At 39.6% G+C, this 16,835-nt stretch carries 14 protein-coding genes; 11 read left to right on the top strand and 3 right to left on the bottom strand.

Annotation, left to right across the window (positions count from 1 at the left end):
• The 5 genes from prmA (at position 1) to IGJ53_RS12400 (ending at position 6,046) form a co-directional block, all read left to right on the top strand.
• Positions 1-948 (top strand): 50S ribosomal protein L11 methyltransferase, encoded by a 948-nt coding sequence (gene prmA, locus IGJ53_RS12420; protein ID WP_010732863.1) that lies wholly within the window; start codon positions 1-3, stop codon positions 946-948.
• Positions 949-1,713, top strand: coding sequence for a 16S rRNA (uracil(1498)-N(3))-methyltransferase (locus IGJ53_RS12415; protein ID WP_002309953.1), 765 nt, complete (start codon positions 949-951; stop codon positions 1,711-1,713). It begins immediately after the preceding gene.
• Positions 1,714-1,944: 231 nt separating this feature from the next.
• The gene (locus IGJ53_RS12410; RefSeq protein WP_002315645.1) at positions 1,945-4,158 is read left to right on the top strand and encodes a RelA/SpoT family protein; all 2,214 of its coding nucleotides are present in this window, start codon (positions 1,945-1,947) and stop codon (positions 4,156-4,158) included.
• 11 nt (positions 4,159-4,169) lie between these two features.
• Positions 4,170-4,616 (top strand): D-aminoacyl-tRNA deacylase, encoded by a 447-nt coding sequence (dtd, locus tag IGJ53_RS12405; protein WP_002291377.1) that lies wholly within the window; start codon positions 4,170-4,172, stop codon positions 4,614-4,616.
• A gap of 170 nt (positions 4,617-4,786) precedes the next feature.
• Complete coding sequence (locus tag IGJ53_RS12400) at positions 4,787-6,046, top strand: cytochrome P450 (RefSeq protein ID WP_010732864.1); 1,260 nt, start codon at positions 4,787-4,789, stop codon at positions 6,044-6,046.
• Positions 6,047-6,133: 87 nt separating this feature from the next.
• On the opposite strand, the gene IGJ53_RS12395 is transcribed toward IGJ53_RS12400, so the two are convergent.
• Complete coding sequence (locus IGJ53_RS12395) at positions 6,134-7,081, bottom strand: aldo/keto reductase (RefSeq protein WP_259742001.1); 948 nt, start codon at positions 7,079-7,081, stop codon at positions 6,134-6,136.
• Positions 7,082-7,475: 394 nt separating this feature from the next.
• On the opposite strand from IGJ53_RS12395, the gene hisS reads away from it, so the two are divergent.
• From hisS to IGJ53_RS12375, 4 genes are all read left to right on the top strand, one after another.
• Positions 7,476-8,768: a histidine--tRNA ligase gene (gene hisS / locus IGJ53_RS12390; RefSeq protein WP_002291383.1), complete on the top strand. Its 1,293-nt coding sequence runs from the start codon at positions 7,476-7,478 to the stop codon at positions 8,766-8,768.
• Positions 8,769-8,781: 13 nt separating this feature from the next.
• Positions 8,782-10,551, top strand: coding sequence for an aspartate--tRNA ligase (gene aspS, locus IGJ53_RS12385; protein WP_438750379.1), 1,770 nt, complete (start codon positions 8,782-8,784; stop codon positions 10,549-10,551).
• A 108-nt stretch (positions 10,552-10,659) separates the two neighbouring features.
• A complete protein-coding gene (locus IGJ53_RS12380; protein WP_002291388.1) occupies positions 10,660-11,535 on the top strand; it encodes a YitT family protein in 876 nt (291 codons plus the stop codon).
• Between the two features lie 266 nt (positions 11,536-11,801).
• Positions 11,802-13,685 carry an acyltransferase family protein gene (locus IGJ53_RS12375; RefSeq protein WP_010732866.1) on the top strand — a complete coding sequence of 628 codons (1,884 nt, stop codon included), beginning with the start codon at positions 11,802-11,804 and terminating at the stop codon, positions 13,683-13,685.
• A 74-nt stretch (positions 13,686-13,759) separates the two neighbouring features.
• Here the strand turns inward: IGJ53_RS12375 and IGJ53_RS12370 are convergent, their stop codons facing one another.
• Positions 13,760-14,044, bottom strand: coding sequence for a GIY-YIG nuclease family protein (locus tag IGJ53_RS12370; protein ID WP_002309959.1), 285 nt, complete (start codon positions 14,042-14,044; stop codon positions 13,760-13,762).
• Positions 14,034-14,768, bottom strand: coding sequence for a tRNA1(Val) (adenine(37)-N6)-methyltransferase (locus IGJ53_RS12365; protein WP_002373071.1), 735 nt, complete (start codon positions 14,766-14,768; stop codon positions 14,034-14,036). The genes IGJ53_RS12370 and IGJ53_RS12365 overlap by 11 nt, the downstream gene beginning before the upstream one ends.
• Positions 14,769-14,896: 128 nt before the next feature.
• On the opposite strand from IGJ53_RS12365, the gene IGJ53_RS12360 reads away from it, so the two are divergent.
• Positions 14,897-15,520 carry a lysophospholipid acyltransferase family protein gene (locus IGJ53_RS12360; protein WP_259741999.1) on the top strand — a complete coding sequence of 208 codons (624 nt, stop codon included), beginning with the start codon at positions 14,897-14,899 and terminating at the stop codon, positions 15,518-15,520.
• Positions 15,521-15,707: 187 nt separating this feature from the next.
• Positions 15,708-16,829, top strand: a complete 1,122-nt coding sequence (locus IGJ53_RS12355) for an exonuclease SbcCD subunit D (RefSeq protein ID WP_259741998.1) — start codon at positions 15,708-15,710, stop codon at positions 16,827-16,829.
• Positions 16,830-16,835: the final 6 nt, after the last annotated feature.

Genomic DNA, 16,835 nt, shown 5'->3' with positions numbered 1-16,835 from the left:
ATGAAATGGAATGAAGTAAAAGTAGAAACCGAAAGTGAAGCAGTCGAAGCGGTCGCTAATATTTTGATGGAGGCAGGAGCGAGTGGTGTTGCGATTGAAGACTCTTTAGATGTTGAACATTTTCAATCGGATCAATATGGTGAAATTTTAGATAAAAATGATTTTACATCGTTGAAAGAAGGCGCGCTAGTCATGGCTTATTTTCCAGAAACGACTTTTTTACCGGAAATCTTGCCTTTTATCAAAGATCGTATCACGCAATTGCCTGAGTTTGGTCTAGCGATTGGAAAAAACAAAGTAACTGTTAGCGAAGTAGAGGAAAGCAATTGGGCAACAGCATGGAAGAAATATTATCATCCGGTGCGTATTACGCGAATGCTGACGGTTGCGCCAAGCTGGGAAAATTATCAGACAGAAGATCCTCTAGAAAAAATCATCACATTAGATCCAGGTATGGCGTTTGGTACAGGCACCCATCCGACGACTTCCTTAACATTGACAGCACTAGAAACAGTATTGCGTGGTGGCGAAACATTGCTGGATGTTGGAACCGGGTCGGGTGTGCTAAGTATTGCAGCAAAATATCTTGGTGCAACAGATGTCTATGCCTTTGATTTAGACGAAGTAGCCGTTCGTTCAGCGAAAGAAAATATGGATATGAATGAAGTAGCCAAAGATGTCCACGTATCGGCTAATGATCTTTTGAAAGGAATCGAGATTGAAAGTGATGTAATCGTTGCGAACATTTTAGCAGATATCATCTTATTGATGATCCCGGATGCTTGGCGTTTACTAAAACAAACTGGGACATTGATCGTTTCAGGAATCATTGAAGAGAAGAAGCAAATGGTTCTAGATGCTATGATAGAACAAGGATTCATCGTGGATCAAATTTTCCAACAAAAAGACTGGTATGCAATTATTTTGAAAAAACCAGAGGTGGAATAGATGCAACGATATTTTTTGAAAGAATCGTATGAACCAAAAGACCATTTTATTTTAAAAGGGGAAACCTATCATCACATTGTACGGGTTATGAGAATGGAACCGAAAGATGAAGTTTTTTTGGCATTCAATGATCAGATAGCCGTTGTTGCAGAAATCACAAAAATTACCGAAGATGCTGTTTATCTGAAAGAAATTAAAAAAGAAGAAAACCAAAAGGAACTGCCAAGTTCGATAACCATAGCAAGCGGCTATCCTAAAGGAGAAAAGTTGGATTGGGTTATTCAGAAGTCCACTGAATTAGGCGCACAAGCTTTTATTGGGTTTCCGGCATCAGCCTCGGTGGTTAAATGGGATGCAAAGAAACGCATGAAGCGACAACAAAGGCTTGAAAAGATTGCTCAAGAGGCAGCGGAACAATCCCATCGGCAAATCGTGCCCTCAGTAGAGTTACTGGAAACGAAACGTGACTTATTTGAACGGCTAGATGATTATGATGTGGTCTTGGTTGCTTATGAGGAATCAGCAAAACAAGGAGAAAAATCAAATGTAGCCAAAATTCTTAGTGAAACAAAACCGGGCAGTCGAATCTTAGCTGTCTTTGGACCAGAAGGCGGCTTATCCCACGAGGAAATCGATTATTTCGTAGAACACAAAGGGATACTATGTGGATTAGGACCAAGAATCCTTCGTACAGAAACAGCGCCTCTTTATTTATTAAGTGCTGCTAGCTATCAATGGGAGTTAATGGATCCCTCTCATAGCTAACATTTTTCATCAATAAAAGAGTATCGACGGAAAGAATTGAAAAAATAGGGAACAATTTGTATAATAGAAACAATTATTTGTACAATGAATACGAAAAATTGTTTGAAAAAGCTTTTTAAAAGCGAACATTTCCGTAAAAAAATGTATAACTTCACGGATTTTGGGGCAACTATCAAACAGATATTTGTCCCGATTCCTGTTTTACCGAAAAAGAAAGGGGGATCGATTCCTGTGCCAAAAGAAGAAATTTTAACGGGTCCCGGTGTCATAAAGCTCGTTAGTCAATATATGGGGCCCGAACATGTAGCATTTGTTGAGAAAGCATGCGAATATGCGACTGCTGCACATGACGGACAGTTTAGAAAATCAGGAGAACCCTACATTATCCATCCTATCCAAGTCGCAGGTATATTAGCAGATTTAAAAATGGACCCCCACACAGTGGCTACTGGCTTCTTGCATGATGTGGTTGAAGATACAGAAGTCACCTTAGAAGATCTGAGAGAAGAATTTGGCGATGATGTCGCTATGTTAGTAGACGGAGTAACCAAATTAGGGAAAATAAAATACAAATCCCACGAAGAGCAGCTAGCAGAAAATCATCGAAAGATGCTGCTGGCAATGGCTCAAGATTTACGCGTTATCATGGTCAAATTAGCTGATAGACTACATAACATGCGTACGTTGAAACATCTGCGAGAAGATAAGCAAAGAAGGATTGCTCAAGAAACTTTAGAAATCTATGCACCTCTTGCACATCGTTTAGGGATCAGCCGAATCAAATGGGAATTAGAAGATACAGCACTTCGTTATCTTAATCCAAAACAGTATTACCGTATCGTTCATTTGATGCAGACGAAGCGAGAAGAACGTGAAAAATACGTGAATGGTACTGTTGAGGATATTCGAGTAGCAACAGAAGAGCTGGGGATTTTTGCAGAGATCTATGGACGGCCAAAACATATTTATTCGATCTATCGTAAAATGAAAGATCAGAAAAAGCAGTTCAACGAAATCTATGACTTGCTAGCTATTCGAGTAATCGTAGATTCAATCAAGGATTGTTATGCTGTATTAGGTGCGATCCACACAAAATGGAAACCAATGCCTGGCAGATTCAAGGACTATATTGCCATGCCAAAAGCTAATATGTACCAATCTTTGCATACTACAGTGATTGGTCCGGCAGGAAATCCAGTAGAAATCCAAATCCGTACACAGGAAATGCATGAAATCGCTGAATTCGGGGTGGCTGCGCACTGGGCGTATAAAGAAGGAAAAAATGAAAAAGTAGAACCAGATGGTATGACGAAACAATTAAGCTGGTTCCATGAGATACTTGAACTCCAAGATGAAAGCTATGATGCCTCTGAATTTATGGAAGGTGTAAAAGGAGATATCTTTAGTGATAAAGTCTATGTCTTCACGCCAAAAGGAGACGTTACTGAGCTGCCAAAAGGATCTGGACCACTGGACTTTGCATACAGTATCCATACAGATATCGGTAATAAAACCACTGGTGCAAAAGTAAATGGCAAAATGGTGCAACTTGATTACAAATTAAAAAACGGGGATATCATTGAAATCATGACTTCTCCAAATTCATTTGGTCCAAGTCGTGACTGGTTGAAATTGGTTGCAACTAGCAAAGCAAGAAATAAGATCAAGCGTTTCTTCAAAGCACAAGATCGGGAAGAAAACGTAATCAAAGGTCATGAGTCTGTGGTCAAGTGTATTACAGATTTAGGGTTTACACCTAAAGATATTTTGACAAAAAACAAACTTCAAGAAGCACTTGATCGTTTTAACTATCAATCAGAAGATGATTTATATGCAGCTGTAGGATATGGGGAAGTCAGTCCTTTGACGATGGCCAATCGTCTGACAGAAAAAGAACGGAAAGAACAAAAAATCGAGCAGCAAAAGCAAGAAGCAGAAGAAATCATGAATCAGCCGAAAAAAGAACCTGAGAAAATGAAAGTACGTCATGAAGGTGGCGTTGTCATTCAAGGGGTAGAAAACTTACTGATTCGTATCAGCCGATGCTGTAATCCGATTCCTGGTGATGATATCGTTGGCTACATCACTAAAGGCAGAGGGATATCCATCCATCGTCGAGATTGTCCGAATGTTCAGCCTGATAAACCAAATGTAGCAGAACGTTTGATTGAAGTCGAATGGGAAGATACATCGAATACACGAAAAGAGTATGATGCAGACTTGGAAATCTACGGCTATAACCGTTCAGGCTTATTGAATGATGTACTTCAAACAGTCAATGCGCTGACGAAAAATCTCAACAGCGTCGAAGCTCGGACGAATAAAGATAAAATGGCGACAATCCATTTGACGGTTGGTATCCAGAATTTGTCCCACCTAAAAAGTATCGTGGATAAAATCAAAGCAGTACCTGATGTCTACAGTGTACGCCGGACGAATGGATAGGAGGGCCAGATATGAGAGCAGTCATTCAACGGGTGAGTCAAGCGGCAGTGTCAGTTGATCAGCAAGAGATTGGAAAAATTGGCTGTGGCCTACTCGTTTTATTAGGTATCCATGAAACAGATACGCCAAAAGATGTGGAATATCTAGTAAAAAAAATCGCACAAATGCGTATTTTTGAAGATGATCAAGGAAAAATGAATATTAGTGTAGAAGACGTAGGAGGACAAATTTTAAGTGTCTCTCAATTCACACTATTTGCGGATACGAAAAAAGGAAATCGACCAAGTTTTGTGGAAGCCGCACGACCAGAAATAGCTATTCCTTTATACGAATCGTTCAATGAAGGAATCAGAAGTCGCGGCATCACAGTCGCTACCGGACAATTCGGAGCAGATATGTCGATTTCTCTCGTCAATGATGGACCTGTAACGATTATTATTGATTCTAAAAACAAATAAAGTCAGTTGGTTTTCATCAATAAGAAATATAAATCAAGTCGCTTAAGTTAGACTGAAAAACTCTAACTTAAGCGACTTTTTTCTCGTCTACAAAAAGCGCTTCTTTTGTCAGCAGTCAGAAAAAAAGTTAAGATTAAATTATACAAGTTATTTTTAGGAGGTTGCTGAAGATGAAAGAAGTACCAGTAGTAGATGTCAAAATCACGGATCTAAAAAGATTGTATCAAAAAGGATACAACATGTTGGAAGAGCTACGTCATGAAGCAGACGCTCCCGTTGTCAAAGCAAAGATTTTCAATAAAGAAGCTATTGTGATCTACGGATCGTCAGCGGCAAAAATATTTTATGACCCAAGAAATTTCAAACGAAAAGGTGCTATGCCAAAATTAGTGTTGAAGACACTTTTTGGTCAAGGCGGAGTACAGACTTTGGATGGAGCTGCCCATCATCATCGAAAAAATATTTTTATGGATCTGATGACCCCCGAAAGAATGGAAGATTATCATCGTATCTTAGATAAGAACCTGACGCAAGCACTTGAAACACAGCATGGTCAATTTGAATTATTTGATTTAAGCAAGATGGTTTTCTTTACATCGATTTGTGAGTGGGCAGGTATCAATTTGTCTTTGCTTTCTAAGGATGAAGTCGAAAAATTAGCAGAATATCAAATCTCTATGATCAGCGGAACGTTTACTTCTCCGATCGATCACATAAAAGGTGTCGAAAATCGCAAGAAATCAGAGAAATGGGCGCAAAGCTTGATTGAGGAAGCTCGGCAAAATCCTGTGGCTGGAAAAGAAAATGTGGCATTGTATGCATTTGCCAATGCCACAGATCTAGACGGACAGCTTTTGCCTCTGGAAGTAGCAGCTGTTGAATTATTGAATATCATCCGTCCGACAGTTGCTTTGACTGTATGGGCGGCGTTGATGGGACACGCGCTTTTCAGCAGACCTGATTTGTACCAACAATTGAAAAACGACTTTTCTACGTTGCAAGATCCGTTCATTCAAGAAATGAGACGCTATTATCCGTTCTTTCCGATGTTACCTGCGATTTCTCTGAAAGAAGTAGAAGTCGATGGTTATCGTATACCAGAAGATAGTTGGGTCATTCTAGATTTATATGGAACAGATCATGATGAACGAACGGTTGAAGCACCAGATTCCTTTATGATCAAACGATATTTAGGAAAAGCAAAAGATATTTCATATAAAGAAGAATATGAGATGATTGCACAAGGTGGAGGAGACTTTCGACAAATGCATCGCTGCGCAGGAGAATGGATCACTCTCCACAGCCTACGTGTGTTTTCCGATCAGCTAGTAAACAAGTTTGAATTCTCTGTACCTGAACAAGATTGGACGATCCCATTCAATCAGTTTCCGACTTATCCAAATAGCCGAGCGCTACTTTATAAGAATTAGATTAGCATAAACTTATCGAAAAAAGGAAGATCAGCACTGTTTGATCTTCCTTTTTTCATATTACTATAAGTGGATAAGGTCAATTGCTCAAAATCCGTGAAATGCTTCATCAATGGTTTGATAATCCTCATTGGATAAATGCAAATCTAAAGCTTGGACATTATCAGAGACTTGCTCTGGACGTTTAGCTCCGGGTATGACTACAGACACTCTTGGATTCTTTATATACCAGGCTAGAACAAGTTGTGCAGGGGTGGCTTGGTATCTTTTAGCAATGGGGCGAAGTATGTCGACAGCGTCTAAAATTTCTTTGAAACGTTCTCCTTGAAAATCCGGATTGCTTTTTCGAGGATCTCCTTCGCCGAATTGTTGTTCCTGACCACGTTCATATTTTCCTGTCAGTAAGCCGGAAGCAAGAGGAAAATAGGGGACAAAGCTGATTTTGTTTTTTTCAAGATAAGGAAATAATTCTTTTTCAGCCTCCCGATGGATCAAACTGTATTTATCTTCTACTACATCGACATATCCATCTGCATTCGCTTCTTTCAATTGTTCTAACGTGAAGTTCGATACACCAACTGCTCGGATTTTTCCTGCTTCTTTCAATTCATGCAATGCAGCAGCTGCTTCATTTTTTGGTGTGCTTTTATCCGGAAAGTGGATATAAAAAATGTCGATGTAATCAGTTTGCAGACGTTTCAGTGCGTCTTCCACCGATTGTTTGAGAAACTCGGGTGAATTGTCAAATGTTCGTCCTTTATTTGGTACATGAGCAGCTTTTGTAGCAATGACGATACGTGAACGATCATATTCTTTTTCCTTCAATACCTCACCGATCAGTTCTTCAGAACGGCCGTTTCCATAAGCATAGGCGGTATCGATCAAATTGATTCCGCTATTCAAAGCTGTACGAACCACTTGTTTTCCTGTCTCGTCTTCCAAACCGTCAAAAAGATTGTGTCCCCCAACGGCATTTGCTCCTAGTCCAAGCTGTTCTGCGTAGACTTGTGAATGTCCGATTCTTATTTCTGCCATAGCTGATTCCTCCTTTTTTGTCTAGTCTAAAACAAAAGAACAAAAAGCTGAACTAAAACGTTTTTGTGAGGGGAAATAGTCAGATAACTCTTGACTTTGAGACTGGTTTTTAGTAGGTTATAAGTAATATCGAATGTCAATGAAAGAGCGAGTAAGTTTTTGAAACTTTACAAGAGAGGATCATCGAGGCTGAAAATGATCTAAAGTTTCATTAGCCTAAAGACACTCTGGAGATGGACGAGTGAAAAGCCGTCCCGCGTACGAGCGTTATTCGTAAGAGGAAAGAGAAATCTTTCAAAATTAGGTGGTACCGTGTATGAATTTCATTCACCCTTGTTCATGATGAACAAGGGTGATTTTTTTATTTACATAGCTAAGAAAGGGAGAGAAAACTATGAGTTTCCAAAGACCAAAAGGAACAAATGATATTTTGCCAGGCGAATCAGAAAAATGGCAGTTTGTCGAAGAAACAGCACGTTTATTATTCAGAGATTATCAGTATAATGAAATGCGTACACCGATTTTTGAACACTATGAAGTGATATCCCGAAGTGTAGGGGATACAACGGATATCGTTTCAAAAGAGATGTATGATTTTTATGACAAAGGGGAACGTCATGTGACGCTTCGACCAGAAGGTACAGCACCAATCGTTCGTTCTTTTGTTGAGCATAAATTGTTCGGTCCAGAGTATGCAAAACCGTTCAAAACTTTTTATATGGGACCAATGTTTCGCTACGAACGTCCGCAAAAAGGACGGTTACGTCAATTCCATCAGATCGGAGTAGAAGCATTTGGATCAGAGAATCCTGCAACAGATGTGGAGAGCATGGTGATGGCACTCGATTTCTTCAAACAGTTGGGAATCACGCAAATCCGTCTAGTCATCAATTCATTGGGTGATAAAGACACACGTCAAGCCTATCGTCAAGCATTAATCGACTATCTTTTACCTTTTGAAGCAGAGTTGAGTGAAGACTCTAAACGCCGTCTTCACGAAAATCCCTTGCGTGTGTTGGATAGTAAGGACAAACGAGATCAAAAATTTGTAGCAGATGCGCCATCTATCTTAGATTATTTAAGCGAACCTGCTCAAAAACATTTTGATACCGTTGTTTCCATGCTGGATGCATTGGCTGTTCCTTATGAAATCGACAGTAATATGGTTCGCGGATTAGATTACTATACGCATACGATTTTTGAAATCATGAGTGACGCACCGAAAATGGGGGCACAAGCAACGATTTGCGCAGGCGGACGTTATGACAATTTAGTGGAAGAACTGGGTGGTCCTTCAACACCTGGCTTTGGATTTGCAATGGGTATCGAGCGATTACTCTTGACTATGGAGGCAGAGGAAGTAGTTATCCCTGCATTTAATGAGTTGGATGCTTATGTGGTCGCACTCGGAGACGAAACAAATATCGAAGCATTGAAAGTGGTCCAAGCGATTCGAAACTTCGGTTTTTCAGCTGACCGCGACTTCATGAACCGTAAAGCAAAAGCACAATTTAAGACAGCAGATAAAGCGAATGCCAAATTAGTATTGGTGATCGGTGAAGATGAGCTTGCTAGCCAAACAATCAATGTCAAAGCAATGGCAAGCCGAAAAGAAAAAAGTTTTCCATTAGAAGAAATATATGAGCATTTTGATGAAGTCTATGATGAAATGACTTTATTCGAGTAGGAGGAAAAAAGAAATGGCACAAAGAACGATTTATTGCGGATTAGTTTCCGAACAACAATTAGAACAAACAGTTACATTAAAAGGATGGGTACAAAAAAGACGAGACCTTGGGGGAGTAATCTTTATCGATCTACGTGATCGTGAAGGAATCGTTCAAATCGTCTTCAATCCTGAAATCAACAAGGAAGCATGGGAAATTGCAGATAAATGTCGCAGTGAATACGTGATCGAAGTAACTGGGGTAGTCAGAAGACGCGGTGATAATGCAGTAAATCCTAAAATGGCCACTGGAGAATTTGAAGTGATTGCAAGTGAAATCGTGATTTTGAATCAAGCAAAAACACCGCCATTTCAAATTGAAGATGATCAAGCAATCAGTGACGAAATACGTTTGAAATATCGTTATTTGGATCTGCGACGTCCCAAAATGACTAAAAACATCAAATTGAGAAATGCGACAACAAAAGCGATTCGTCATTATTTAGACGATAATAACTTTCTAGATATTGAAACACCTTACCTAGGAAAATCTACACCAGAAGGCGCAAGAGACTATTTAGTTCCTTCACGTGTCCATGCTGGACATTTCTATGCGTTGCCGCAATCTCCTCAACTATTCAAACAATTGCTGATGAATGCTGGGTTCGACCGTTATTATCAAATCGTTCGTTGTTTCCGTGACGAAGATTTACGTGGAGATCGTCAGCCTGAATTTACGCAAGTAGATATTGAAACAACGTTCCTAACAGCAGAAGAAATCCAAACTTACACAGAGGGATTGATTGCGAAGGTAATGAAAGAAGTTCGCGGCATCGAAGTCACATTGCCATTTCCCCGTATGACCTATGATGAAGCAATGGCTCGCTACGGCAGTGACAAACCGGATACACGTTTTGAAATGGAATTGATCGATCTAAGCGAAACAGTCAAAGAAGTAGAATTCAAAGTCTTCCAAATGGCTCTTGAAAACGGCGGAGTCGTGAAAGCATTGAATGCGAAGGGCGCTGCAGATCGCTACTCACGAAAAGATATGGATCAGTTAGGACAATATGTAGGGCAATTCGGAGCTAAGGGACTTGCATGGCTGAAAGTGGAAGAAGACGGTCTGAAAGGCCCGATTGCTAAATTCATGGGAGAAGCAACAGAAGCAATCATCAAAGCAACAGATGCAGAACCAGGTGACTTGCTGATGTTTGGCGCAGATAAAAGTGAAATCGTCGCTGCTGCATTAGGGGCTATCCGAACACGTTTAGGAAAAGAATTAGGACTAATCGATGAATCAAAATTCAATTTCTTATGGGTAACTGATTGGCCTCAATTTGAATTTTCAGAAGAAGAAGGTCGATATGTCTCTGCTCACCATCCATTCACGATGCCAAAAGCAGAAGATATCCCATTACTGGCTGAAGACCCTGCAAAAGTCTATGCAGAAGCTTATGATATCGTCTTGAACGGTTATGAACTAGGTGGAGGTTCTATCCGGATCCATACTCGGGAACTTCAAGAAAAAGTGCTGAAAACTTTAGGCTTTACAAAAGAACAAATGGAAGAACAATTTGGTTTCTTGCTAACAGCTTTAGATTACGGATTCCCTCCACATGGTGGCATTGCATTAGGATTGGATCGTTTTGCAATGTTACTAGCAGGAGAAGACAATATTCGTGAAGTCATTGCCTTTCCTAAAAACGGGAAAGCAGCCGATGTGATGAGTGATGCACCAAGTATGGTTTCACCTTTACAATTGTTCGAATTGAATATTGATGTAACAAATATAGAAGAATAGTCGATAAAAAGGCAAAAAGGATTTGTCGAATCTGCTTCTTTTGGCAACCTTGATTTAATTGAAAAACACTTTATAATGAAGCCATAACATATAAAGCGGGGCTTTTCCATGAAAAAAACATTCGAAAATTGGGCTTACCATGATTACACGACCAAACTTTCGGTATCAATCGTTTATGCGTTGATTGCATCTGTCGCATTGAATTTCTTTTATCAACCAGGACATATTTATTCAAGTGGTATTACTGGTCTGGCTCAGATTTTGACGACTTTGTCAAAATCACTGATAGGGTTCGAGGTGCCGGTATCAACCACTTTGTATTTACTGAATATACCTTTGTTCGTCTTGGCGTGGTTCAAAATCGGGAAGAAGTTTACAATTTTCACTTTTATCACAGTCACTTTGACCTCCCTTTGTATCCATATTTTACCAGAAACAGTCTTATCTACCGATCCAATCATTTGTGCGTTGTTTGGTGGGGCTGTGATGGGACTAGGGATTGGGCTAGCGTTGAGAAATGGCCTATCATCGGGTGGTCTAGATATCGTGAGTATCACGATTCGTAAAAAAACAGGAAAGTCGATTGGTTCTATCTCGATCTACTTCAATGCATTGATCGTTTTTGTTGCTGGAATTCTATTTGGCTGGCAATACATGTTTTACAGTACGTTGTCTATTTTCGTCAGTGGAAAAGTAACTGATGTCGTTTATACTAAACAAAAGAAAATGCAGGTAATGATCGTAACGAAACATCCAGAAAAAGTAGTGAATGAAATCCAAAACTGTATGCGTAGAGGGATCACGATCATCAATGAAGCAGAAGGTGCTTATAAACATGATAAGCAGACAGTATTGATGACGATCGTTACACGATACGAACTACCTTTACTCAGAGAAGCGATGAAAGCTTCTGATCCGCAAGCTTTTGTAAGTATTGCAGAAAATGTCCAGATACTTGGGCGTTTCTACGAGGATGGCATTTAGATCGAGTTTGACAAAAATTCATGAAATACTACTGTAGACAGACATTCGTTTGTCTGCAGTTTTTTTCTACCAAAGGACGGATCAGCAAATAGAAACTACTTTTTTATTTGAAATTTTCTTAAAGTTGAAAAAAAGCATGTTTATTTTTTAAAATTTATGGGATGATAGAAAAAAATAGTAGAGAAAGGACACGATTCTACTTGCTATTTTCACTTAATACCCGTATATTACGAATGAAAAAAGTTTATGAAAAGTTGGAATATTGAATGGAAAAACAAAAAAGGTTAAAAAACAGCCGCTACATCACTGGGTTTGATGGGCTCCGTTCATTAGCTGTGGTTGGTGTTATCTTATATCACCTTCTGCCAACTAGTATGAAAGGCGGCTATTTGGGCGTTCCGATTTTTTTCGTCGTATCTGGTTATCTGATCACGGATCTGCTACGGCAGGAATGGGAACAAAATGGAAAAATCAATATTTGGCAATTTTATGTCAGAAGAATGAAGAGACTCTATCCGGCACTCGTTTTTATGCTCGTTACAGCTTCGGCTTATATCACCTTGTTCCAGCGAGGATTGTTGAATAATCTTCGAGGAGTTGTCGTCAGCAGCTTACTGTATGTCAACAACTGGTGGCAAATCAATAACGGTTTATCTTATTTCGATCGATTTGCTAATGAATCACCGTTTACACATATCTGGTCTTTAGCGGTAGAAGGTCAAAACTATTTGGTTTGGCCAATCTTGTTTGTATTGTTGATGGTATTTGTTCGTAAAAGAAAATGGATCTTTTATACCGTGTTAGGTACATCTTTCCTCTCTGCGATCTTGATGATGATTTTGTATACACCAGGGGGCGATCCAACCCGTGTTTATTATGGAACTGACACCCGTCTGTTTTCTATATGGTTGGGAAGTGCGCTCGCTTTTGTTTGGCCAAGTACTCGTTTGAAGAAAAACATCCCAAAACAAGCAAAAAGTATCTTGAATATCGCTGGAGGAATCTCACTTCTGGCACTGATTCTTTGCTTCTTCTTTTTAGATGATCATTACAATTTCATCTATTATGGAGGGATGCTCCTAGTGAGTCTGTTATGCGTAGTACTAGTTGCAGTGACAGCACATCCTGGAGCAAGCTTGAATCGTTGGCTGACAAATCCAGTATTTACTTGGATTGGCAAACGAAGCTACGGGATTTATCTGTATCAGTTTCCAGTTATGATTTTTTATGAAGCAAAAGTGACTGATATTGCTGATCATGTTCTGTTCCATACTTTAGTGGAAATCACATTGATTTTAATCATCAGTGAACTTTCTTATCGATATGTGGAACGTCCGCTAGCACGTTTTGACTATGGTCGTACATTCCAAGTGATGAAAGGATGGTTCAGCAAACCAATCATCAGTAAGAGCAAACCATGGGTCGTTCCAGGCACATTACTTGTAGCAATTGCATTCGTTGGTTTCGTTACAGCACCGAAAAATGCTGTAACGGCCGATCAAAAACAATTGCAGGCAAAGATCGCTGAAAGTAAAAAATTAGCAGAAGAAACCAGGAACAATTCAGAAAATACCACTAGTTCAGTTGACCAAGCGATTCTTGATAAGTATGAGTTGTCTAAGACCCAAGGAAACAAGGCACAAAAATTAGAGCTAACGGCATTTGGTGATTCAGTTATGCTAGATGCTGCAACTGATCTACAAGAGCTTTATCCAAAAGTAGTGGTAGATGGCGATGTGGGGCGACAATTATACGCCAGTGTACCGTATATTGAAAAATTAAAGGAACAAGATTTATTGAAAGACACTGTTCTAATTGGACTAGGAACGAATGGCTCATTCTCTGAAGCCCAGTTTGATAGCGTGATGGATGCAATCGGTGATCGAAAAGTATACTGGGTCAATGTCCGAGTACCGACGAAACGTTGGCAAAATGACGTGAATGCGATGCTTGAACAGATGACGAAAAAATACGACAATATGACGCTGATTGATTGGTATAGCTACAGTAATGACCATAGTGACTGGTTTTATGATGACCAAGTCCATCCAAATCCTGAAGGGATGACACATTACATTCACTTAGTCAGTGAAGCCTTGCTAGGAGGAAGTTCAAGTACGAACAGCAGTGAGACAAACGTATCAGAATAATAGCTACAAAAAACTTCAGGCAAAAACAGTTGTTTTTGCCTGAAGTTTTTTTATATTTATCGTGTTTTTAACAGTCATCTATTTTCAGGAAGCAAAACGGTTGAGTGTGTCTTCAAATAATGTTCTTTTTGTTTTCGGGTGAGTTTTTTGAATGCAGCTTCTGCTTTTGTTGCTTCGCTTCTTGAAGAAAATACTTCTGCATGGATCATCTTAACAGGTCTTCTTTTTTGAAGACGTGTATATTTAGCGCCAGTACCATTGTTATGTTCCCCTAGTCTCCTAGAAAGGTCTGTTGTGTACCCACCATAAAATGTTTGATCTTTACAGAATAATACGTAAAAATAATGTTTATTTGCCATAGAGCATCTCACGGATCTCTGCTGTGTATTCCCCGTCCGCATCGTAAGTGATCAATGGCGGAGCGACTTTGAATCCATCTAATTTACCTTCTTTGATTCCTTCAACTAACAAAATATTTGCCTCTTTTCCAGCTTTTGGGTAAACAAATTGGATCCGTTTAGGTGCGATCCGATGATTTTGCATAATTTGGATGATCTCTAAGAATCGTTCAGGTCGATGGACCATAGCGAAACGCCCATTTGTTTTTAGTAACTTACTTGAATTATCAATCACTTCTTCTAATGTTGTATGGATCTCATGACGGGCGATTGCTAGGTGTTTATTAGGGTTCGTTTTATTTGTTGGCAGTCCTTTGAAATAAGGTGGATTGCAGACGACTAAGTCACAAGAATTATGCCGAACGACGGATAAGCTGTCTTTCAGATCGATGGTGTGGACTGTCATCTGTTCATCTAGATGGTTCAGCGCGATGCTGCGTCTTGCCATGTCTGCTAGGCGAGGCTGAAGTTCGATAGCATCAATAGCTGCTTGAGTTCGTTTGCTTAAAAACAGGCCTACTGCACCATTACCTGCGCAAAGGTCAACAATCTGTCCTTTTTTAGGCACACGAGAGAAGTGAGCAAGTAGCACAGCATCTAAAGAAAAAGAAAATACTTGGGAACTTTGGATAATTTTTATATCTTCTGCGTATAATTGGTCGATTCGTTCGTCTTCGTGAAGCATGGATTCCCTCCAAAATGAAAAAAATAGTCGTTTGTATTATACTATTTTTATTAAAAAGAACCAAGGTGGCTTGTCAAACCTCTGTTTTTTATGCATACTATGACCATAAGAAGGGAAAGGAAGAGACTATGTTTTATCGATTTATGCGAGGGGTAGTTCGAGTACTATTAGCTTTAGTCAATGGAAATGCCCGTTATGAGAATAAAGAAGTATTACCGCAAGATGAGAATTACATACTAGTTGCTCCCCATCGTACTTGGTGGGACCCATTATATCTAGCGGTAGCTGCAGCACCGAAGGAATTCAGCTTTATGGCAAAAGAAGAACTGTTCAAAAATCCGGTTCTGCGATTTATATTAATTCGATCCAATGCTTTTCCAGTTAAAAGAGAGAATCCAGGACCAAGCGTCATTAAAACACCTGTAAAGATTTTAAAATCGACAAATTTAAGTTTAATCATGTTCCCCAGTGGGACAAGGCATGCTACAGAACTTAAAGGCGGGATGGCGTTGATTTCCAGAATGTCTAAAGCGAAAATCGTACCAGCCGTATACCAAGGTCCACTGACACTTGGGGATTTGTTCAAACGTAAGAGAGTGACAGTGCGTTTCGGTGAACCAATCGACCTATCAGATATCAAGAAAACGGATAAAGAAGGAATGGCGGAGATCGAACGACGAACACAAGCGGCTTTTGACAAATTGGACAAAGAAGTGAACCCAGATTTCAAATATGAAATCAAAAAAAAATAAAGTGATAAGTTTATGAATAGGCGGTCTTTTTGAATCTCCTGTTCTGTTCAGACTTTTCGATGAAAAACGAGGGAGAGACGTCAAGTCTGCCCTCTTTTTGCTTTCCAACGTGCAAAATAGAAGACAGGTGTCATGTAATGGATCAAAGTGTTATAATGATTAGAAGGACATTTTTTGAGGTGATTGGATGCGTTTTTTACATACAGCCGATTGGCATATCGGAAAAAAACTACAAGGTTATGACTTGATTGAAGACCAACGTCATGTATTATCTTCTATACTGGATATCGCGAAAGAAGAAAAAGTAGAGGCAATCGTGATTGCAGGAGACTTATATGATAGGAGTGTGCCGGCTGTCGATGCCGTAGCATTATACAATGAATTGATGGTTGATTGGAATTTAAAGGAAAGGATCCCAATTTTTGCTATATCAGGAAATCACGATAGCAGTACGCGACTTTCAGCTGGTACGCCATGGTTCAGTTATTCGAACTATTTTTTGCGAACGCAGCTAGCAGAAGCTTTCGAACCAGTCGAGTTTAACAACATACAATTTTTCTTTCTTCCTTACTTTGAACCAATTGCAGCCAGATTATATTTTGAAGATGACAGTATCCGAACGATCCAGCAAGCGGTAGCAAAAGTGATAGATAAAATGCAGGAGCTGTTTGATTCAGGGAAAAAACACGTATTGATTAGCCATTTTTTTGTAATGGGAAGTGTAAAATCTGATTCGGAAACGAAAATCGAAGTAGGGGGTCTGGATTCGATTCCAGGCGAACTGCTTGCACCGTTTGATTATGTAGCACTAGGACATTTGCATAATCAAGCTGCTTTAAGACAGGATAATGCTCGCTACAGTGGCTCGCCGTTGAAATTTTCTCTATCTGAGATCAACCAGAAAAAAGGCGTATGGATCGTTGACCTGGCAACAGACCTAGAGTTGAATTTTAGGGAGATCGAACCACTGCATGATATTGAAGAAATAACAGCAAGTTTTAAAGAATTGTTGGATCCTGCCTTCTATCAGTCCGTCAATCGGGAGAATTATATCCATATCTATCTCACGGACAGAACGATCATCCCGAATATGATGAACCAGCTTCGGCAAATATATCCTCGTATTTTGGGGATTGAACGGGCAAACGGCCGAGCAGAACAAACAAAGCGCAAACGAAAAGTACTAGAAATGAAAGATCCTCAAAAATTAGCAGAAGCATTTTTTAGTGAAATGACGGAAGAACAGCTAACGGCAAACCAAGAAAAATGGCTCGGAGAAACGTTGCAAGAAATCATGGAAATGGAATGATCAAGA

The sequence above is a fragment of the Enterococcus sp. DIV1283b genome (assembly GCF_051710965.1).
Taxonomy (GTDB): Bacteria; Bacillota; Bacilli; order Lactobacillales; family Enterococcaceae; genus Enterococcus_B; species Enterococcus_B lactis.
Note: the sequence above shows the minus strand (reverse complement) of the source record. Positions and strands in the feature narration are given on the sequence as shown.